Raw genomic sequence first — 21,299 nt, forward strand, 5'->3', positions numbered from 1 at the left:
ACCACCTCCAGAACATTACGCCTTGTCATCGTCATACCTGAACGTGAGAAGGAAAATCAGCGCGATCGCCGCGGCGGCCACCGCCGGGATCCACCAGAATGTCACCCACGCCTGCGGCACGGTTTGCCCCGCCACCAGACGGTTATAGAGCGCCCCGGAAATCTGCGAGCCGAGCAGCATTCCGATACCGTAGGTGAACATCACAATCATGCTCTGCGCCTGGCCTTTTACTTTTTCGCCCGCCACGCGGTCGGTATAGATAAAGCCCACCACAAAGAAAAAGTCATAGCACACGCCGTGCAGCAGAATGCCGATGTACAGCAGGAAACGTCCCTCTTCGCTCACGCCGAGGGCAAACATGGCGTAACGTACGAACCACGCCAGCATGCCGATCAGCAGCATAATTTTCACGCCCAAACGGCGGAACAGCAGCGGGATCACCAGCATGAAGACGATCTCCGACATCTGCCCGAACGACATCGCAGTGCTGACGTCCGCAATCCCTGCGTCTGCCAGATAAGACGCGGTATAGGCGTAGTAGGTACCTAGCGGCACGGAAATCAGCATCGCGCAGACGGAGAAGACGAAGAAGTGACGGGTTTTAAGCAGCGCGAAGGCATCCGCACAGAACAGATCGCGCACCTTAACCGGCAGCCCTTTCGCGGGGGCCGGGGTGTGCGGCAACGTCAGGCTGTAGATGGCCAGCAGCACGGAGCTGGCCGCGGCCACCTGAAAAATAGTGACGCTTGCGGACACGCCGGTGACGCCAATAAATATCCCCGCCGCAATCCAGCCGATAGTGCCGAACACGCGAACCACCGGGAAGGTTTTATCGACGTTTGCCAGGCTGTGAAACGCGATGTTGTTGGTCAGCGCAAGCGTTGGCATATAGCAGAGCGTGTAGCCAAACAGCAGGCCGATCAGCAGCGCGCCGTTTTCAGCAACGAGCGCGCCCGGAACGAACCACAGAATCGCCGCGCCCGCGAGATGCATCACCGCCATCACCTTCTGCGAGGCAAAGAAGCGATCCACCAGCATGCCGAGCACAAACGGCGAGAGAATAGAGGCGATTGGCCCGGCGGAGAACGCATCGCCAATCAGCAAAGACATGTTGTGCTGGGTCATCACCAGGCCGAGCGTAACCGACCAGCTACCCCAGATAAAAAACTGCAAAAACATCATTAACGACAGCCGCGGAACCAGCAGCCGGTGCTGTGCTATCGCCTTTCCACTACTTTCAGTTGTTGACACCATGATGAGCCTCACCCAGAAAAAGTAATCGATTACAAAACAGTTCAAATAAAAAGTAATCGATTACAAAATAAAGATCCTGTGGATCGAAACGGAATTGGGAGGGGAGTCACGATAAAGGTGCTGTATATCAAAACGAGGCGTTTGATTGCCATTATAGCCAATAGGCTATAAAATAAAACGGCGAGGAAGCAACAGGAGAAACGATGTGGAACGTCGAGACAACGGACAGATTTGATGAATGGTTCTTTGAACAAACAACAGCATTGAAAGAAGATGTGCTGGCGATGATGCATATCCTTGCTGAGTTTGGCCCAACGCTTGGGCGGCCATATGTAGACACCGTAAAGGCTTCAGCCTATGCGAATATGAAAGAGTTACGCATTCAGCATGCGGGCAAACCCATCAGGGCCTTTTTTGCTTTTGATCCTGACCGTAAAGCGATTGTGCTCTGTGCAGGAGACAAAACCGGTTGTAACCAAAAACGGTTTTATAAAGAAATGATTACGCTGGCTGACGTTGAGTACAGCAGACATCTGGCTGATAAGGAGGCCATATGGCAACGCTAAAAGAACTTATGGCACAACAGAGCGCGGAAAGTCGGGAGCGTATTGCGGCTAAAGTTGAAGTGATGCGCAGAATTGTTTCCCTGAATCAATTGCGGGAAGAGCTCAATGTTTCGCAGACGGAACTGGCCAACGCAATGGGGGTAAAACAACCCACTGTAGCGAAAATCGAACAGCCGGGTAACGATCCCCGGCTTTCAACACTCAAACGCTATGTCAGTGCCCTCGGCGGTGAACTGAGCATTGATGTCACGTTACCGAATGGGAAACGGATAGCGTTTCAGATTTGATATTGCACGTTGCAGGCCGGCTGGCGGCTTCGCTGATCCGGTCTACAAAATAATAACGGCCCGGAACATGTAGGCCCGGTAAGCGCAGCGCCACCGGGCGTGAGGGCAGGTGCGGTCTGGTTTGGTGCGGTCTGGTGCCCTCACCCCGGCCCTCTCCCACAGGGAGAGGGAGAAAACCGTGCTACTTTTTGCGCGAAAGCTTGAACGCGATAAACAGGAACACCACCCACACCGGCAGCAGCATCGCTGACAGGCGCATATCATCCATGGTGCACATCAGCACCAGAATCAGCCCCAGGAAAGCGATACAGAGATAGTTGCCCGCCGGGTAGAGCAGCGCCTTGAACTGCGTCTCGCGTCCCTTGCGGCGCATCGCGGCGCGAAAGCGCAGGTGCGCCAGGCAGATCATGATCCAGTTAAGCAGCAGCGTGGCGACAACCAGCGCCATCAGCAGGCCAAAGGCCTCTTTCGGCAGCAGGTAGTTGATCAGCACCACCAGCGAGGTAATGGCGCCCGAGAGCAGCAGGGAGTTCACCGGCACGCCGCGGCGGCTCACGCGGGTGAGGAACTTCGGCGCATTGCCCTGTACGGAGAGGCCAAACAGCATGCGGCTGTTGGAGTAGACGCCGCTGTTATAGACCGACAGTGACGCGACCAGGATAACGAAGTTCAGCGCAGAGGCGACCACGTTGCTGTTCAGATCGTGGAAAATCATCACGAACGGGCTGCTGTCGGATTTCACTTCCACCCACGGATAAAGTGCTAGCAGCACCACCAGCGAGCCGATGTAGAACAGCAGAATACGGTACACCACCTGGTTAACCGCTTTTGGAATGCTCTTGTGCGGGTCGCGCGCTTCGGCGGCGGTAATGCCAATCAGCTCCAGCCCACCAAAGGAGAACATGATCACCGCCAGGGAGAGGATTAGCCCTTTCCAGCCGGTGGCGAGGAAGCCGCCGTGCTGCCACAGGTTGTCGATCGTCGCGCGCTCGCCGCCGTGGCCGGAGAACAGCAGCCACAGGCCAAAGCCGATCATGCCGATAATCGCCAGCACTTTGATCAGCGCAAACCAGAACTCGGTTTCACCGTACAGGCGCACGTTGACGAGGTTAATGGCGTTAATAATGATGAAGAAGGCCGCCGCCCAGATCCACGTCGGGACATCCGGCAGCCAGTACTGCATGTAAATACCTGCGGCGGTCAGCTCCGCCATCCCTACCAGCACGAACATCACCCAGTAGTTCCAGCCGGACAGGAAGCCTGCAAACGGGCCCCAGTATTTATAAGCAAAGTGTGCGAAGGAGCCAGAAACCGGCTCTTCAACAACCATCTCGCCAAGCTGGCGCATGATCAGGAAGGCGATAACCCCGGCGATACCGTAACCCAGCAGAACCGCGGGGCCGGCCATCTGAATAGCGGGGCCGATGCCGAGAAACAGCCCGGTACCGATCGCGCCGCCAAGGGCAATTAACTGAATATGTCGATTTTGCAAACCACGTTGCAGCGTCGGATTCTGATCCGACGAGGCTTCAGTGCTACCATGGCCTGAAGCGGATGACGCGTCTTTCACGTCCTACCCCTGTCTCTTTTTTAGAAGGGGCACGTTTTAACACTTCATGCTGGAGGTAGCAAGGGATTGGGGCATCCCTGCCCCGGATAACGAGGTGGAACGCTTAGAACTCGTAGCCAACCGAGACCTTAAAGGTCCGCGGTTCACCCTGAGTGATGTAGGTACCGGAATCGTCCACGCTGGCCCAGTAGTTCTCATTGGTCACGTTGTCGATGCCCGCGCGCACCGTCATCTGGTTTTCATTGTGGTTCACCGCGAAGCGATAGCGCATGCCCAGATCCAGCGTGGTGTAGCTGTCGAGCTTTTTGCTGTTCGCGAGGTCGGCATACTGCGTGCCGGAGTGGTTCACGCGCGCGGTCGCGGTCAGGCCGTCGATCGGTTTAATGTCATATTCCGCACCCAGCACGGCGTAGAAGTTCGGGACGCCGATCGCGTCATTACCCTGGTTGAGACCGTTGTTGGTTTTGGTCAGCTCTGCCTGTAGCCAGGTGGCGCTGGCGTTGAGGCGCATCCCCAGCATCGGCTCGCCGAACACATTCAGCTCAACGCCGCGGTTGCGCTGCTCGGCGTCCAGGCCGTAATGCTTCGTCTGGCTATCGAGAATAGCGGACGGCATTTTGATTTCGAACAGCGCCAAAGAGCCACCCACGCGGCCGAAGTCGGCCTTCACGCCCACTTCGTTCTGCTTAGAGTGAACGATACCGGTGCTCTGCCCGTAGTTAGTGGCGGTGTCAGGCGCGTTTTTACCCGGCTGCAGCGCTTCGGTATGGTTAGCATAGAGGGAGATTTGCTCCCACGGCTTGTAGACCACGCCGTAGGTTGGCATCCAGCGGCTGCCGTCAAAGCCGTCCGCGTCGTTTTCCGCACCGGTGATTTTGTTATACCCGCGGATGACCACTTTCTGGTGGCGCGCCCCGGCGGTGAACAGCAGCTTATCGTCCAGTACGCCCAGCGTATCGCTCAGCAGCCAGCCCTGAGTGCGGGTGCGTCCGCTGGTCAGCGGATCGCTGTACTTTCCGCCAGAGCCGTTGAAGTTGCTGCTGTCCGGCATATCAACGCCGGTGTTGTGGTAGATGTTGGTCGTCGGGTTATCCTTCGCTGCCGACATTTTCCACGCGATTTTTTCGTTTTTCGTCATCGCCGAATAGCCGACGTTCACCTTATGCGACACGAAGCCGGTAGTAAAATTACCGCGAATGCCCGCCATCCCGCTGACGGCGTCGCTGATGCGGTTGGTGTCGAGGCGGCTGACCGTCGCCTTACCGCTCTTATCGACCAGCTTCGGTGCACTGTAGGTGCCTTCCTCGTGCGCGTGCTGCGCCCCCAGGCCGGTATAGACCGTCCAGCTGTCGCTGATATCGTACTCGCTGCGCCACATCCCGAACTCATTCTCGATATTGCTGTAGGCCCACTTCTGCGAGATGTTGCGATCGTTTTTCGGCGGCTCGGGCACGAAATCCACCGCCGAAATATTGACGCTGGTCGGACTGCCGTGGAAGGTTTTCTTCTGATAGCCGAGATCCAGCGAGGTGCGCAAGCGGTCGCCTTTGTAATCGAGACCGGTGGAGAGCAGCGTGGTGCGGCGGCGATCGTTCGGTATGCCGGTTTCCCCTTCGCGGTGCACCAGGTTCACCCGTGCGCCAAACTGGTCGCTGTCGCCATAGCGACGGCCCGCATCCAGCGTGGTGCCAATCTGAGAATCCGAGGTGTAGTCGACCCCGACTTTCGCCTGCGGGAGTTCGCCCGCGTGTTTTGGCTCAAGGTTGATCATTCCGCCCACGCCGGAACTCGCCGCGCCGTTCATCAGGGCGTTTGCCCCTTTGAAGATCTCAATGCGATCGACCATCTGGGCATCCACCACCTGGCGCGGCAGGACGCCGGACAGGCCGCCAAAGGTCATGTCGTCGCCGTCAAACTTCAGGCCGCGGATGCGGTAGGTTTCCGCGCTGTTGCCGTAGCCCTGAACAAACTGTACGCCCGCGTCGTTGGCGACAACGTCAGCGATGGTTTTCGCCTGCTGGTCTTCAACCAGCTTCGAGGTGTAGCTGATGATGTTGAACGGCACGTCCATGGCGTTCTGCTGGCCGAGCATCCCCATACGCCCGCCGTTCGCGACCTGTCCGTCAAGAAAGGCCGGCACAGGCTGGTCGCCGCCGGGTTTAAAATCGCCGGCAGGTGCAGACTGCACAACAATGGTGTCTTCTTTTTTATCATCCGCCGCGTAAGCGGAATGTGTCACCGCGCCAACGGCGAGCGCCAGCAGCGTTTTGTGTATTTTGGTGTTGTTCATCGTTAACTCATTTGAAAGTGCGCGCAAAAATGGCCCGTTGTCGGGCCTTAAAATGTATTGGCTGCAATGCAAATGAGAACTATACGCATTATCTATGCGTTAGCAAGCGTCAGCGTGTACGAAAGGGAAGCGTGGCGAGAGAAGAGGCAGAACAGCCGCCCCCTCATGGGGCGGCTGAAGTGACGTTATTTTTTCTTGTAAATATTGGCCGTACCGTGAATTTTATTGTTGGTGTTCCCGGAAGTGAGCACCAGGACATCCGCGCCTTTTTTATCGGCTTTCTCAATCAGTTCTTTTTTTGCATCATCAACCGATACCTCATTCGAGGTGTTTACCGTACCGATTTTTTTATACTGGGACGCAACTTTCTTGAACTCGCTTTTAGTGAGTAGCTGTGCAGCAAAAGCATTGGTCGTAAATAGTAACGCCGTTCCCAACAAAATAGCAGTCGTCTTTTTCATAACCTTTTTCCTTGAGATTAATCAGCAACTACAAAAAACCTCACCCATGATGGTGAGGTTTTATGAGCATGGTAGAGAATCTGAGGAAATGCCATACTCTCGGGAAAATTCTTTTATAACAACCCGTTGCATGAAATTACTAACGAATATTAAGAATATTCGAATACCCGCGCGGTGCCAGCAATATCAATACGTACCGCGGTTCCCGGGTTCCAGCCAGGCTGGCTTACGGTCTTCAGAATCACGGGTTGCTGCTCACCGGCTAACGCAAGGGTAAGCGTCGACAGCTGGCCGGTGAAGTCCACATCAAGAATCGAGATCGGGCTTTCATGCGAGGCACATGCCGTCACGCTCAGCTGCTCGGGCCGCAACATAACCTTGCCCTGCCCTGTCGCATGGGCATTATCCGTAGGCACCTCACCCAGCGCGCAAACGGCGTAGCCCGCGCTGAACTCTGCAGAGAGGATCAGCGCATCGCCAAGAAACAGCGCCGTCTCTTCGTCAACGGGACGGGTGTAGACGTCATAAGGCGTTCCGACCTGGGTGAAGCGCCCGGAGCGCATGACCGCGACCTGCGTGGCAAAGGACAACGCTTCGTTCTGATCGTGGGTGACCAGAATCGAGGCCACGCCCGCTTCAGCCAGCAGATCGGCCGTGGCTTTACGGGTCATGGCGCGCAGGCCTGTGTCCAGCGCCGAGAAAGGTTCATCCAGCAGCATCAGTGAAGGACGCTGGGCCAGCGCGCGGGCAAGCGCCACGCGCTGCTGCTGTCCGCCGGAAATTTCATGGGGCCAGTGCGTTGCGAGCTGCCTGTCCAGAGAGACCATCTCCATCAGCGCCTCAACGCGCTGGCGCTTCTCGTGGCGGGTACCGTCCAGCCCCCAGGCAATGTTGTCTGCCACATTGAGGTGCGGGAACAGCGCGCCCTCCTGAGGAACAAAACCGATCCGGCGCAGGTGGGCGGGAACAAAGTTGTTTTCATCAAACAGCGTTCTCCCCTGCATGACAATGCGCCCCGTGTCGGGCGTTTCAAAACCGGCAAGAATTCGCAGCAGCGTGGTTTTACCCGACCCGGATGGCCCGACAATCGCCGTCCTGCTCCCCGGCGCAACGCTCAGGTTTAAGCTGTCGAGCACCTGCACGTCAGAAAACGATTTAGAAATGGCGGTTAATTCAAGCATGTCATAGCCCTGCAATTTTCTTCGACTGCATATAGAGAATGGCGGTCAGCGGGAGTGAAATCAGAATCATCAGCATCGCGTATGGCGCGGCTGCCACATAGTCAATTTCACTGGTCAGCGCCCAGAATCCGGTGGAGAGCGTGCGCGTGCCCAGCGGAGAGAGCAGCAGGGTGGCGGTCAGCTCGTTGCTGACGCCGAGGAAAACCAGCGCGGCTCCCGCCGCCGCACCCGGCGCGGCCAGCCGCATCGTGACGCTCCAGAGCGCCTTCGCCGGCGTGCTGCCCAGGCTGCGCGCCACGTTTTCCAGCTCGACTGGCGCCTGCGCAATCCCCGCCCGCAGGTTGATGAGCGCACGGGGCATAAACATCAGCAGGTAGGCAAGGAACAGGGTAATTTCCGTCTGGTAAATGGGACGGGCGTAATGAATGGTGACGGTGACCAGGGCGAGCGCCGTGACAATGCCCGGCAGCGAGCTGGTGATATAGATGCACCCTTCCAGCATCCGGAAGATGCGGTGCGGGTAGCGGATACCAAGCCACGCGATGGGGATCACGCACGCCGTCGTCAGCAGGGCTCCGCCCACGCCGAGCATCAGCGTCTGGCGCAGCGAGTGCCAGAGATCGGCGCTCATCCAGTTTTGCACGCCGCCGAGCCAAATCCAGCGGCACAGAACAATCAACGGCACGCCCAGCGCCAGCACGATCAGCACGATGAAAAACAGCTGGCCCAGCGCGGCGGCCACAGGCTTCAGCGGCCAGCGTTTCTGCTCGCGCGCGGCCCCGGCGCCAATGCGCGCGTAGCGTGCTTTTCCGCGCGTCACGCCTTCCAGCACCAGGATAGCCAGGCAGCACAGGGCCAGCACGCCCGCCAGCATGTTCGCTGCCGGGCCGCTGAAGGTTGACTGGAACTGGTCATAAATCGCCGTGGTGAAGGTATCAAAGCGGATCATCACGTACAGGCCATATTCCGCCAGCAGGTGCAGCGCCACCAGCAGCGCGCCGCCGCAGATAGCCAGCTTGAGCTGCGGCAGCACCACGCGGAAAAAGACCCGCCACGGCGGGGTGCCGAGCGACGCGGCCACATCCTCAAGCGTCGGGTCAAGGCGGCGCAGCACCGCCGCAACCGGCATGTAGATGAACGGATAGTAGGCAAGAACGGAGAGGAACACGCCCGCGGAAAGCCCGTGCATTGACGGGACAACGCTCACCCAGGCATAGCTTTGCACAAACGCCGGGATCGCCAGCGGGGCAACCGCCAGCGCAGACCAGATCCCTCGCCCGGCAAGCTGCGTGCGCTCGGTGAGCCAGGCTATCGCTACGCCCGTCACGATACAGAGCGGCACCGCTAAAGCCGTCAGCCACAGCGTGTTGCTGAGCAGCTCGGCCACGCGCGGGCGGAACACCAGCGCCTTAATGGTTTCCCAGCCCGTCTCAATGCCAATGGCAATGATAAAACCCAAAGGCAGAAGCGCCATCAATGAAAACAACACAGCTAACGCAACCATCGGCAGTGCAGGACGCCTGCGGGCAGGCTCCTGCACTCTGTTTTTTCCGATGTCGAGACTCAGACCAGACATAAGACGTTCACTTTACTCTCAGGATCACAGCAGGCCGGCCTGCGTCATCAGCTCGATAACTTTTTTACTGTTGAGCGATGAAGGTTCAACTTTCGGCGCATCAAGATCCTTCAGCGGAACCAGTTTCGGGTTTGAAGCCGCGTTCACGCCCACGGCGTATTCAAAGGCATTGTTGGTACGCAGGCTTTCCTGCCCTTCTTTACCGGTAATGTATTTGATGAAGGCCTGCGCCTGCGCTTTGTGTTTGCTGGACGCCAGCACGCCGCCGCCAGAGAGGCTAACAAACGCGCCCGGATCCTGGTGTTTGAAGTAGTAGAGTTGGGTGTTTTTGCTGTTTTCGCCCGTTTTGGACTGATCGACAAAGCGGTAGTAGTGATAAATCACGCCGCCATCAATCTGGCCGGCATTGACTGCTTTCATCACGGTGCTGTTGCCTTTATAGGCAACGAAATTGGCTTTCATCGCCTTGAGCCATTCCAGGGTAGCCTGCTCGCCTTTCAGGGCCAGCATTGCGCTCACGATGGCCTGGAAATCCGCGCCTGACGGTGATGCCGCCCAGCGGCCTTTCCACTCCGGTTTTGCCAGATCCATCAGTGATTTTGGCAGCTGCTGTTCATTCAGTTTTTCCGGGTTATAGACAAACACCGTGCTGCGGGCAGCGATGCCGATCCAGCGACCGTGCGCCGGACGATATTCTGCCGGTACCTGCTTCAGGGTGTCTGCATCCAGCGGCGCAAACAGGCTGGCATTATCCACCAGCACCATTGACGGCGAGTTCTCGGTCAGGAATACGTCCGCCGGGGATGCGCTGCCTTCCTGTACCAGCTGGTTACCCAGCTCGCTGTCATCGCCGTTACGCAAAGTCACTTTGATGCCGGTTTCTTTGGTAAAACCGTCAACCCACGACTTCACCAGGTTTTCATGCTGCGCGTTGTAGACAACGATACCTTCGCTATTATCGGCAGCAACCGATTGTGTGGAAAGGAAAAGTGATGAAGACAACAAGGCAAGCGAGAAGCAGGACAGCAGGCGAGAATTCATGAACATATCCTTAATAGACCAACGGGAGTAACTACTCATAGCTTTGTGGGACAGGATTAAAGCATACAACAACGCTAATGATAATTAGTATCAATCGAGTTTAAACGTAAAAGTGTAAAATTTCTTTATTGCGGAGTTTGAAATGATAAAAATCCAGATTTTAATTCGAGATAATATTTAGATTAAGAAAACCTTAAGCCTGCCAACGAAATTCATTAGTCTTCTATTCATTCTGCCGCGAAGTAAAAATTTTTATTTAAGCGCCCGGCATATATAAAAAATCCCCGATATTTCGGGGCTTTTTTATGCTTATTCAGAGGTGGCCAAATTATTAGTCTACTATTTAAAAACGCATCACATCGCCGCGTGGGGGGCATACATCGGATAGGTGAAGAACAATAAATGCACGCAGTTCAGCCCAAAATGGAATAACGTTGCAACCCAGAGCCTGCCGCTCCACATCCACGCCAGGCCATAAATAATGCCGGAGAGGCTGGCAAATATAATCAGCAGTAAACCGCCGCTGTAATGCAGCAGCCCAAAGATGACTGAGGCAATCAGCAGCGCGGCAACGGGATGAATAATCCGGGACAAGCGCTGCTGCAGGTAGCCTCTGAACAAGGCTTCCTCGGCCAAAGAGACGAAGAAAATATTCGCAAGGGCAAATTGAGCGAACCATTCTGGCGCATGCGGCTCAATTCTCAGCCCGCCCAACGTAACGGCCAAAAGTAACAGCGCGGGTATCGCAAGAACCAATATTCCCCAGCCAATCTTGCCCGCTTTATAGAGGGGTTTTGCTACGAATAGCGTTGGCATGCACGTAATTAAAAAGAACGGCACCACCGCCTTGTCCATATTAAAGTACATACTGAACGGTATGCTTTGCGGACCAACAACGACGGCATCCAGCACTTTAGGGTTATGGAAGCCCGGGAGCACATGCATAACCAGGGCAACGGCGATGGCCACGCACAGGCCTTCAACCAGATAAGTATATTTATTATTTTTATTACGTAGCCATTCAACAACAGACCAGCCAATAACGATTGATGCAATCACCAGCAGCGCCGGGGCATCCAGAACGCCCTGTTTCCAGCCGAGAAATGCCGTTAACCCCAGCAACAGGTAAGCCAGGCTTTTATTAAGGGAAAGTGCGGCAAGCGAAGTTGCGAGTAGATACCACATATTTGTCCTTCATGACCGGTATGTACAACAGTGAAAAGGCATGTCGTGCCGGAGGCATCCCACGGAGAAGCCATAAATATGGTGCCGACTACCGGAATCGAACTGGTGACCTACTGATTACAAGTCAGTTGCTCTACCTACTGAGCTAAGTCGGCGTTGGTCCGCCACCGGAGCCTCGAACCCCGTACTACAACATCCTGGTTGTCGCTCTTCCCGATGAGCTAGTGGCGGTATGGTGGCCCTGGCTGGAACTACGCCAATGACCGGTCGATGACGGAACAAACGTTCTCACCGACAGGCTCCTGGGCCGGGTGCAGAATGATACACATCTGGAATTAACCATGCAAATCCGACGGTTAAAATCAGGCACAGGGATCGGTAGCGGTTGGTTGGTCAGGGGAAAAAAGGGGTGGATTACGCGCCGAGACTAAATGGCACGCCCTGTAGGATTCGAACCTACGACCTACGGCTTAGAAGGCCGTTGCTCTATCCAACTGAGCTAAGGGCGCACTGAGAAGAGTGAACTTCGCGGTGGTGAAACGCGAAGAATTATACGGTCAATGGCAGGTGAGTCAATGCCTTTTCCGTTTTCTGGCCTGATTAGGGCTAGTTGATTGTAAATATGGCTGTTTTTTCTCCATCCCCCCGCTTTTCTCCCGTACAATTTCGTGCTGCGAAAAGGCTTAGTTGCATTTAAGTAACGCCTGCTGTTTTCCTGTACGTCAGCTCGTCACACTAGAGCCTGGTATCCCGGCCGCCTGGAGGCTGACAGACAACAGGACAATGGAGTGACAGCGCAAAACCCGATAGATTCGCCCCCCCGGTTACAGTACGTTTCTCAGGACATCGTCGGCATTAAGCTTGAGCCCATCGTCGCCCTCGCCTCCTTGCGTCAGGTGGGTGTAGAGGTTCTCAGCGTCCTGTCCGCGTCGCGGCACGCTGAGGACTTTTTTTACGATCGCTCTGCACTCTGGTCCATAACGCTGCTTGAAGCGCAGCTTGCCGCGTTAAAAAATACGCCGCACGGTCATAACCTTTTTATTAATCTGCCGATAACCGTCCTGACGGAGCCTGCGTCTTTTCAGCGACTTATCAGGTTGCCAGCCGCACCGCTCAATATTGAGATTGTCGACCCCGCGGCTTTTTTGGCGCTGTCCGTCGCGCAGAAGCAGCGCGTCATTCAGAATCTGCTGCTGCTCAGAAAACAGGGACACGCAATCTGGCTGGATGACGTGGATGACGTCTTAGTACAGTCGTTTTTAGCCTGCCGACTCCCCTTAAGCGGCATCAAAATAGATAAGGAAGCATTCTGGCGTTTACGCAACACCCCTGCGCTGAGGCAACTGGTTTCCCTTTGCTTTCAGCTTGCCGGGAAAGTGCTTATCGAAGGTATTGAGACTGAACGCGATCGTACCTGGGCACTGCAGGCAGGCGCCGATCTCGGCCAGGGGTATTACTGGCCGTCCTGGACATGGCCGGAGGATTAAAGCGCCATTTCCAGGAGGGAGGCCATGCGAATGACAGTGCGCCGTTACCGGCGGCGGCGTACGGGAAGTGATGCACTGGGATTTACGCGCTCACCTTTCGCTCCCCCCTTTTTCGACCGACTCGAATTTTTGAGCCAGTCCATCAGCCAGCCCCGCAAAACAGACGCCCCGTTTATCATTCTGGTGACGGAGGATCACTTCCTGCGCACCGGTTTTCTCAACGGCCAGTTTCCCCTGAGCAGCTGCTGCGACTTTGCCACGCTGGACGACGCCCTTGTCGCCCAGACGCAGTGGCCATCAGCCCGTCTGGTCGTGGATATTGAAAGCCGGTCTACGGGGCTGCTGGAAAAACTGGATCAGCTGAGAAGGCATAGCCTGTTTCCGCCTTTCCTGACGCCCTGGCTGCTCGTCCGGGCCGATAATTACGACACCCGCCTCTTCTGCAAAGCGGCAGGGCCCTTTCACGTGCTCGAACGTCAGCTGAACGCCGCGGCGCTCCAGCACAGCCTGCTGGATACCAGCCCCCCGCAGGGTTCCGAAAAGGACTGGTTCTCCCGCAACGAATGGCCCATCCTGCAGGAGCTCTCACGGGGCAGGACATTGCGCCAGATTGCCCTGATGCAGAATCGTCCCTATAGCCGCATTATTTATCGCCTCAGCTGCATCCTGCTGAAACTGGGGCTGAGCCATCGCCAGGAATTGCTACACCTTCTTAATAATCTTTCAGACTGCACGTTTTAACGCACGCCCTAACCCCTTATTTCCTAAAGAGGTTTAGGAAATTACTTACCATTCACGTTGCGGAAATGTTAATTATTAACAATAAAATCGAAATTATAACTATTCCTAATTTACGGGCGCGAACCTTGTGAAATGCCACAAATTGATTGAACGGCAGCACTTTCCTCCATCCGTTAAGTGAATGCAGATAGCGTTAACAAGATGATAATGATGTAAAAACAAGCAGCTTAGCGAGTTGCCCTGGGAGTAAAAAGCGAAGCGGACAGCATGTTCTCCTGTGCAGCAAACGCTGTTCTCAAGGTCAACCGAAGCACTTTCAGATGAAGGCCTGCTGGCCTGCGAGGGCAATTTTTCACCTGTCCGCTGCGGAGACGCCGCCTGAAATGAGGCGTGTTTTTATTAACAACTGATCAACATACAGAGATATCTGTTATTTTTTGTTATTACATAAAGATGAAAAAATGCGGTAAATGGGATAACAGGATATTTCCGCTAATTTTAAAATAATAGCGATTCAGATCCAGAACATAATACAAACCCATAAGCGGAGATTAATTTACAGGGTTTTCGGAAAAAACTTACCCTGTATAATAAGATGCGTACCAAATCTGAATAAGAAAAACCTTTTTGCCAACACCAGCCAAATGAGATGACCGCGCTGAGGCATAGTTCTTTTCATTACGTAAACAAGGATGCTTTCGCTCTTTCCAGGGAAATACTACGGTATAGGGATCTGCACATTATATCCTTCCGGCATTTCGAGAGTTTTACCAAACTCTGCATAACGCTTTTAACAATCTGAGGCATTAAAAATGAAACCGGCATCCGTTATCATTATGGACGAACATCCTATCGTCAGAATGTCGATAGAAGTCCTGCTACAGAAAAATAAAAATATCGCAGTCAAGCTCAAGTCTGGCGATAGCCATGAAGTCCTTGACTGTATCCGCAATCACCCTATCGATCTGGTGATCCTTGACATTGAACTCACGGGCACGGATGCCTTCGATTTACTCAAGAGAATCAGAAACTTAAACAAGAGCATTAAGGTTCTGTTCCTCTCCTCTAAATCAGAGATATTTTACGCTGGCCGCGCCATTCGCGCCGGGGCAAATGGTTTTGTCAGTAAACGAAAAGATTTAGGTGAGATCTACAACGCCGTAGAGATGATCCTGATGGGCTATTCTTTTTTCCCGTCGGAAACGTTGAACTTTATAAACCATTCGGGTTCAGGAAAAGGAATGGCAGTAGATATGCCATTATCGAATCGTGAGGTCACAGTATTACGGTATCTGGCGAATGGATTATCCAATAAGGAAATTGCTGAGCAGCTACTATTAAGCAACAAGACCATTAGTGCGCACAAATCCAATATTTATTCCAAGCTGGGCGTGCAAAGCATCGTGGAATTAATTGATTACGCCAAAGCGCACGAACTGCTATAACCTGAATTCACTCCCTGCAGCTTATCTGAGCTTCAGGGAGTGCGGTCAGTGCTAATTATAATTAATCATGAAGGTGGCATCTGCATCAGCCCGGCCGGGCTGAGGGTCATCGGCAGTAGCGATATAATTGGCATAAAACGACAACGTTGCATTCCCCTGCGCATCAACCGAAACCGGCTGGCTGGCCTGCTGGAGAGCCAGACGCGTTTTATCCGCATCCCTGATCTCCACGGCGACACGGCTTGCTGTACTGACGTCATTCAGCGCCAGCAAACCGCTATTGCTGCCGTCGGCTTTACCCGAAAACGTAATGGATGCCGCCCCCGGCGGGCAGCCGGTCAGCTTCAGCGTAAACGGCATGGGCTGCGTGCGGCTCCCGGTGGTGCCGAGCTGTTTCGTGGGCCAGGTGCCCAGCGTAACGGTCTTGTCGCTATCGCTGCCCTCCGCAACGCAGGTGAAATCGACAATGTTGCCGGACATCTGAATATTGATCTCGCCCAGCGCGGTGGCTGACCACGCGTTTGCCTGAAACATCGCCAGAGCCACCGCAGTGAAATGTCCTTTCCAGTTCCGCATCTCTCCCCCTTAATCGTAATCCACGCGAAGATAGCCGCGAGAGGTGAAGCGGCCTTCTGCGGGTTTATTACCCGTAATGCTCACCGGCCATACCCGAATTCCCACCTGCGCCTGCGCGCTGTCGTCCAGGCGGAACGGTATTTTGCTGTTCAGGTTGTTAGGCGTCAGAGGAGCGCCGCTGTCGTTCGCCACCACAAAACCCAGATCGGGGTTATCGGAGATCAGCGCGTTGCCAGAGACTTTTTCCGCCTCGATGCGCATCGTCAGATAAGCGTTGGCCTCCACGTTCGTACACTTAATCGCAATGGTTTTACTCTGCGGCGAGACTTTCTGGGGACGATTACCGGCCCCCGCCTGGCTGAACAGCGATGCGCCAATATCGCCAAAATCAAACTCCACCACCTGCCCGGCATTTATCGCACAGCTCTGCGGCACCTGAATGGTACCGCTATAGCTGATGGTATACACCGGCGTATTCAGTGGGTCCGATGTCGTGGTCGTCACATACACCCGGAACATGGTTTGCTGAGGGATCACCACCATATTGATAAACCGCCGCGTGACTCTCAGGCGAAAGACCAGCTTCGAGTCGGTAACCGGAAACGCCTTGTTATTCGGAACGTTAGGGTGCTGCCCCATCTGGATATAGTTGGCTGGCGGGTAGAAGGTACCCGCGAAGTCATCGTGGATCTGCATTGCGCCATCCAGATAGTCGTTCAGCTGCACATACTTATAGCTATCAATCACCGTCGTTACCGGCAGACTGGTGACGTAGCTGCGCATCGTGGACTTCCCGCTAGTTCCTTTGGGACAGATAGCATTGACGCCGACCAGCCCGGACTTTTGCGCAAGGGTCACAATTTGCCCCGGTTTGTTATTGGAGCTGTTAAAAACGTTTGAGAGATCGTAGGAGATATCCTTCGCCACGCCAGTGGAGTTCTGGCAAACCGTTGCCCATGCGGGCATCACGCTGCAGAGCAGCGCAAAGCCCATTACGTTGCGTACAATGCGCATCTTTGAAACCTCGTTAACGATCACAGCTTGCCCCCGCCATGGTAATGGCCTGGTTCTGGCTTTCAGGGGATAAGCGATAGCGAGCGCGACACTGGGACTGCGCCCCGTCGCCCCACTGAATCAGCAGTTCGCCTTCCAGCGGCAGCCCACTCAGGTATATTTGTCCGTCATCCCCCACCATGCTGGTCACGCCGCTTTGGGTTTCACGCACCACCGCGCCGAACGGCACGGGCTGGTTGCCGCGCGTCACCGTCAGCAGGGCGCGCACGCCAATGCGGGTATCAAAGCTGGCGCGCACCAGCGCGCCTTTGGTCGGCACCACGCTGCTCACGTTATTTTCGATATCGGTGTTGTTGCTCATGGTGTTGGTATCCAGCGCCACGCGGTTATAGCGGTAGACGGTGGCATACGGCATCACCGCATAGCCTCGCCAGTCGGTTCTTACGCCGGTCTGGTTTTCGACGCTAACGCCTGATGCCCCCGGGGCTTTGATCAGCACGTTGGTGTCGCCCAGCGGCTGGCTGAAGGTCACGCCGTCAGCATGGCCGACCACCCCGCCGGAGAGCTGCCAGTTGAGATCGTGCTGATCGCGGCTGTAGTTGTAGCCCACGCCCAGCGTGCCGTAGGTCGCCTGCCAGTTGGCGCTGGCGCTTCCGCTTGAGCCGTTGGAGCTGGCGTGTCCCTGGGTCACGCTGTAGTTCAGGTTGCGATCCTCCAGCAGCGTGCCGCTGACCCCGGTTTGCCAGCTTGTGTCGCCATCGCTGTTTCGGCTGGCGGATGCCGTGGCGTAGGCCCTGTCGATGGCGCTGTCCCGGCGATAGCCCTGACGGGTAAAGAGGCTGAACGGCACGGAAACGTTAAACGACGCGATCCGGTCAGTACCGTCGATCCCGACGGATTTATTCCACGACAACGAAACGGAGTAGTTAACCCCCTTCACGCCCCCCGCATACCCCAGCTGATACCAGAGGTTCGTCTCGTCCGTTCCCCAGTAGGTCTGCTCGCTGCCGGAGATGTACACCGAGCCGTAATCTCCCAGAGACTGAGAAACGTTGAGCTGGAAGCGGCCTTTTTTATTCCACGTCAGGTTGTGATAGCTCTGCACGTCCGGCACATCGTTATCGTCCTGGCTGTCGGCATACTGATAGCCTTCCATCGAGCGCCAGGCGACATCGTCCAGGGTATAAAACCCTTTTGTGGAATAGCGGTAGCCCAGCAGCTGGAAGTTGGTGCCGAAGCCGTTAAGGGATTTCGCGTAGAGGAAGCGCAGAGACTGCCCTTCATGTTTGCTGTCATCCGCGAGCTGGCTGCGGGCATGGGTGATATCAAGCGAGACCGCCCCCCAGTCGCCGAGGTTTTTACCGGCCCCGATGGCCACCGCGGTATAGCGTGACGCCAGCTGCGTCCCGCCGTAGAGCGTATAACCGTTGGCAAGGCCGGTAATCAGGGTCCCCTGGGTGAAGAACGGCGTATCCTGATCGCTGTTGCCGCTGCGGTAATCCCCTGCGACGAGGTCGTACTTCCAGCGCCCTTCACGCTGCAGGAGCGGCACGGTGGAGTACGGCACGGTATAGCGCTGCTGGGTGCCGTCTTTCTCTTCGACCGTCACCTCAAGGTCACCGCTTGAGGAGGTCGGGTTGAGGTCGCTAATGGCAAATGCGCCCGGCTGCACGTAGCTTTGATAGATAACGTAGCCGTTCTGACGCACCACCACTTTGGCGGGCGTGCGGGCAATCCCGCGCACGGTCGGTGCGTAGCCCTGCAGGCTGTCCGGGTACATGCTGTCAGACGAGAAAAGCCGACCGCCGCGAAAACCCACGCTGTCGAAGACGTCATTTCCGGTATTGCTGTCGCCCAGCACCAGTTCACTTTTCAGCGGAATAACGGTGCGCTGCGCCCAGGTGCCAATATTCTGCCACTCGCTGTGCCGCTGCCCGTTATTTTGCGTGTAGCGCCACGCGCCGTTGTTACGTAAACGCCATGCGCCGTAGTTCAACCCGCTCTGCAGGTTCAGGTAGTAGCTGTCATCTTCGCTTCCGCGGTTGCCCGTGAAGCTGTAGTTCACCAGTGCGGCGGGGATGCCTTCATCCCACTGCTCAGGCGGAATGTAGCCCCGGGCGCTGTTTTGCAACGCCACCTGCGGCAGGCTGACGTTCAAACGCTGCGAGGCAAAGTTGAACACCGTTTCGCTGCCGGGAATGGCCGTGGTCAGCGGAACGCAGGTCTCGCCCTGCACGTTAGCTAGCTCGGGAAACGCCGCGGCATTGACGCCAAAGCGGTCGAGCATCGCGCGGGTAATACACGGCGACAACCCACCCGCCACCGGCGGCGCGTTCTCGGCCTGCTCAAAGCGCACGTCCTGGGTACCGATAAACTCATCGTTACGCCAGATATCCACGCGATAAACGCCGGGTGCCTGCTGGTGCCCTTGTTCAAAACGCGACAAATCCGCCACGGTGGCGGCGTCGTCGGACAAGAAGGCCGGGTTGAAATAACTTTCGCTCCAGCCAGCCTGCGGCCAGAGCGCCGCCATCAGCGCCAGTGCAACCGGGCAGTAACGTCCCTGGTGGTTTTTCATCGCCCTGACTCTGCTCACAGGTTAACGCTACGCGCCGGCGTGATGGCACCGTAGTCATTCACGCTCTGCCAGGAAAGCGTGCCGCCGGCACCGGCTGGCAGCACCTGCTGCGCCGAGCTTTTCGGCGCAACCATCAGGTTATCCAGCGTCTGTCCGCCCAGCTTCACGTTGACCAGGGTGATGTAATACGGAGACGCGTTGCTGACTTTAAGATGGTTGCCGGCACGCTCAAACCGCAGCTGGGAAAGCGCCTCTTCCGGCTGCATCGCCAGGTTATTCGGGCGCACAAACAGCTTGATGCGCGAGAGGATCGCCAGCTGCAGCACGTTATTGTTTTCGGTTTTCGCTTTGTTCACTGACGGGATCGCTTTCACGTTCATATAAAAGAGCGATTCGCGATCGGCAGGCAGTGCAGGTCCGGCGTAAATAATACGCAGCGTGTTTTCGCTGTCCGGCTCGCTCACAAACAATGGCGGAGTAACGGCAAAGGTTTTTTCTTTTTGCCCGTTCGCATTTTCGATCCACGCGTTAATTAAATAGCGTTCTTGTTTGTTGCTGTTAGTGATCGCCAGCGACGTTTGCTTCGCGTCGGCCGGGTAAATAACGCGCGTGGCCCCCAGCGCAATACCGCCGGACGCATTCGCGCATGCAGAAACCATCATTAAAATAAACGATAAAAAAAGTCCTGGTTTAATTAGGGTATTCATCACAACCGTACCTTTAATATTGTGTTCGCAGGTGTTATGGATAAATCAGCGTAAACCAGACATCCGACTGAATTTTGCCTGGCTCGAGGTGTTCGGAAATAGCCCGATAGCGGGCGCTAAAATGGAACGCCAGCTCGCGGGTATCGACCGGCAGCCAGCTGACGGCCGTGGCATTCGGGATAATCTGACGCTGCTGTTCGTCAAAGAGCGCCAGCCCAACGCCGCTGCTGACAGGTGTTTCACCCGGCCGCGACGTCGCCAGAAAGACCTGCGGATCTTCTGCGGGTGTGACGCCCTGAAACTGGATCCCCACGGTGCGCGAGACATCAACGCTGCAGTCCAGCAGCCGCACGGTGAAAGGCACATTTACGGTGGAAAAGCTGCCCACACCGGAAAATGAATTGGTTCGGTACTGCCCCATGTCGATGCGCATATTCTGGCTGTCCGGCGCCACGGCGCAGCCGCCGTTCACCAGCTCACCTCTGAGATGCACTTTGCCGCCTTCGATCACCACGGTATGCGCCGATACCGGGCCAGCCATCGCAAGGGTTAACAACAGTAGTGTTCCGGTCCTTGTCATCCTTCGTTCCTGGCATTTGCGTATGACGGGCCTCATCCATGAGGCCTGAACATCCCTGTGCGGAGGAATTACTCGTATTTCATTACGAAGGTGGCGTCAGCGTTCGCCTGGCCTGGCTCGGTGGTTGCAGCCGTTGATTTATAACGCGCGGTGAACTTCAGGGTGTTAGTCCCTTCGATCAGCGTCTGCGCCGCAGAGAAGGTTGCACCGTCCGGCGTCAGAACGCTGGATTTGCTGTCGAGGATCTCGATACCTACGCCCTTCGCGGTGTTGTCGTTGCTGCCGGAGGACACTGCCAGCAGAGTTTTGTCGGTTGGGTCGATCTGACCGGTGAACGCAACGGCTGCAGTTTTGGCTACCAGCGGATCGCAATCGTTCAGTTCAATGTTGAATGGAATATTGGAGGTGGTGTCGCCCACTTTAGTGAATTTCGCGGTGCGATACTGACCCAGATTAACGGTCTGCTCGGAAGAATCAGTATTTACTGAACAAGCAGCATTAACCAGCTCACCTTTAAAATGTACGGTACCGCCATTTACGGAAACCGGGGTAGCAGGATCTGCTGCATTTGCGGCACCCGCAATCAGGGCCAACGTAGCAATAACAGTAGAAGCAATGTTGCTGAGTTTCATGTCTATTCCTTTAAAATGTAAATAACCCTTCCCGCGAATAATCGGGAATAAGAAATACGTTCAATTGATTAATTGAAAGCTTATTTCGGAGGAGACAAAGTAGCTCAGGACGCGTTTTTTAAATATGT

At 55.5% G+C, this 21,299-nt stretch carries 19 protein-coding genes and 2 tRNA genes; 5 read left to right on the forward strand and 16 right to left on the reverse strand.

Annotation, left to right across the window (positions count from 1 at the left end; translation table 11 throughout):
- Positions 1-15 precede the first annotated feature (15 nt).
- The gene (locus tag ABR39_RS12515) at positions 16-1,254 is read right to left on the reverse strand and encodes an MFS transporter (protein WP_047347389.1); all 1,239 of its coding nucleotides are present in this window, start codon (positions 1,252-1,254) and stop codon (positions 16-18) included.
- A 203-nt stretch (positions 1,255-1,457) separates the two neighbouring features.
- Between ABR39_RS12515 and ABR39_RS12520 the strand changes: the two genes are divergently transcribed.
- Positions 1,458-1,820, forward strand: coding sequence for a type II toxin-antitoxin system RelE/ParE family toxin (locus tag ABR39_RS12520; protein WP_045286105.1), 363 nt, complete (start codon positions 1,458-1,460; stop codon positions 1,818-1,820).
- The gene (locus ABR39_RS12525) at positions 1,808-2,107 is read left to right on the forward strand and encodes a helix-turn-helix domain-containing protein (protein ID WP_047347204.1); all 300 of its coding nucleotides are present in this window, start codon (positions 1,808-1,810) and stop codon (positions 2,105-2,107) included. The genes ABR39_RS12520 and ABR39_RS12525 overlap by 13 nt, the downstream gene beginning before the upstream one ends.
- Positions 2,108-2,288: 181 nt before the next feature.
- Here ABR39_RS12525 and pheP read toward each other — a convergent pair whose 3' ends face one another.
- From pheP to ABR39_RS12570, 9 genes are all read right to left on the reverse strand, one after another.
- Positions 2,289-3,677, reverse strand: coding sequence for a phenylalanine transporter (gene pheP / locus ABR39_RS12530; protein WP_047347205.1), 1,389 nt, complete (start codon positions 3,675-3,677; stop codon positions 2,289-2,291).
- Between the two features lie 103 nt (positions 3,678-3,780).
- Positions 3,781-5,967, reverse strand: coding sequence for a TonB-dependent receptor (locus ABR39_RS12535; RefSeq protein WP_047347206.1), 2,187 nt, complete (start codon positions 5,965-5,967; stop codon positions 3,781-3,783).
- A gap of 185 nt (positions 5,968-6,152) precedes the next feature.
- A complete protein-coding gene (gene yahO / locus ABR39_RS12540) occupies positions 6,153-6,428 on the reverse strand; it encodes a DUF1471 family periplasmic protein YahO (protein ID WP_023310654.1) in 276 nt (91 codons plus the stop codon).
- Positions 6,429-6,577: 149 nt separating this feature from the next.
- A complete protein-coding gene (locus ABR39_RS12545; protein WP_047347207.1) occupies positions 6,578-7,609 on the reverse strand; it encodes an ABC transporter ATP-binding protein in 1,032 nt (343 codons plus the stop codon).
- A 1-nt stretch (position 7,610) separates the two neighbouring features.
- Positions 7,611-9,185, reverse strand: coding sequence for an ABC transporter permease (locus ABR39_RS12550; RefSeq protein ID WP_047347208.1), 1,575 nt, complete (start codon positions 9,183-9,185; stop codon positions 7,611-7,613).
- 24 nt (positions 9,186-9,209) lie between these two features.
- Complete coding sequence (locus tag ABR39_RS12555) at positions 9,210-10,226, reverse strand: iron ABC transporter substrate-binding protein (protein WP_047347209.1); 1,017 nt, start codon at positions 10,224-10,226, stop codon at positions 9,210-9,212.
- Positions 10,227-10,580: 354 nt separating this feature from the next.
- A complete protein-coding gene (locus ABR39_RS12560) occupies positions 10,581-11,411 on the reverse strand; it encodes a CPBP family intramembrane glutamic endopeptidase (RefSeq protein ID WP_047347210.1) in 831 nt (276 codons plus the stop codon).
- A 79-nt stretch (positions 11,412-11,490) separates the two neighbouring features.
- Positions 11,491-11,566: transfer RNA gene (locus ABR39_RS12565), tRNA-Thr, on the reverse strand.
- A 277-nt stretch (positions 11,567-11,843) separates the two neighbouring features.
- Positions 11,844-11,920: transfer RNA gene (locus ABR39_RS12570), tRNA-Arg, on the reverse strand.
- Between the two features lie 279 nt (positions 11,921-12,199).
- On the opposite strand from ABR39_RS12570, the gene ABR39_RS12575 reads away from it, so the two are divergent.
- From ABR39_RS12575 to fimZ, 3 genes are all read left to right on the forward strand, one after another.
- Positions 12,200-12,898 (forward strand): EAL domain-containing protein, encoded by a 699-nt coding sequence (locus tag ABR39_RS12575; protein ID WP_047347211.1) that lies wholly within the window; start codon positions 12,200-12,202, stop codon positions 12,896-12,898.
- 24 nt (positions 12,899-12,922) lie between these two features.
- On the forward strand, positions 12,923-13,639 hold the full coding sequence (locus ABR39_RS12580; protein WP_047347212.1) for a helix-turn-helix transcriptional regulator: 717 nt from the start codon (positions 12,923-12,925) through the stop codon (positions 13,637-13,639).
- 812 nt (positions 13,640-14,451) lie between these two features.
- A complete protein-coding gene (fimZ, locus tag ABR39_RS12585) occupies positions 14,452-15,084 on the forward strand; it encodes a fimbria biosynthesis transcriptional regulator FimZ (protein WP_047347213.1) in 633 nt (210 codons plus the stop codon).
- A gap of 51 nt (positions 15,085-15,135) precedes the next feature.
- On the opposite strand, the gene sfmF is transcribed toward fimZ, so the two are convergent.
- From sfmF to fimA, 6 genes are all read right to left on the reverse strand, one after another.
- The gene (sfmF, locus tag ABR39_RS12590; RefSeq protein WP_047347214.1) at positions 15,136-15,660 is read right to left on the reverse strand and encodes a fimbria assembly protein; all 525 of its coding nucleotides are present in this window, start codon (positions 15,658-15,660) and stop codon (positions 15,136-15,138) included.
- 9 nt (positions 15,661-15,669) lie between these two features.
- Complete coding sequence (gene fimH / locus ABR39_RS12595) at positions 15,670-16,674, reverse strand: type 1 fimbria D-mannose specific adhesin FimH (protein WP_047347215.1); 1,005 nt, start codon at positions 16,672-16,674, stop codon at positions 15,670-15,672.
- 13 nt (positions 16,675-16,687) lie between these two features.
- A complete protein-coding gene (locus ABR39_RS12600; RefSeq protein ID WP_047347216.1) occupies positions 16,688-19,252 on the reverse strand; it encodes a fimbrial biogenesis usher protein in 2,565 nt (854 codons plus the stop codon).
- A 14-nt stretch (positions 19,253-19,266) separates the two neighbouring features.
- Positions 19,267-19,959: a type 1 fimbria chaperone FimC gene (fimC, locus tag ABR39_RS12605; protein WP_047347217.1), complete on the reverse strand. Its 693-nt coding sequence runs from the start codon at positions 19,957-19,959 to the stop codon at positions 19,267-19,269.
- A gap of 34 nt (positions 19,960-19,993) precedes the next feature.
- Entirely contained in the window at positions 19,994-20,539 is a 546-nt protein-coding gene (gene fimI / locus ABR39_RS12610) for a type 1 fimbrial protein subunit FimI (RefSeq protein ID WP_047347218.1), read from the reverse strand.
- Between the two features lie 68 nt (positions 20,540-20,607).
- On the reverse strand, positions 20,608-21,171 hold the full coding sequence (gene fimA, locus ABR39_RS12615; protein ID WP_047347219.1) for a type 1 fimbrial major subunit FimA: 564 nt from the start codon (positions 21,169-21,171) through the stop codon (positions 20,608-20,610).
- Positions 21,172-21,299 lie beyond the last annotated feature (128 nt).

It is taken from the genome of Enterobacter genomosp. O (genome assembly GCF_001022965.1).
In the GTDB taxonomy this organism is placed as follows: Bacteria; Pseudomonadota; Gammaproteobacteria; order Enterobacterales; family Enterobacteriaceae; genus Enterobacter; species Enterobacter cloacae_L.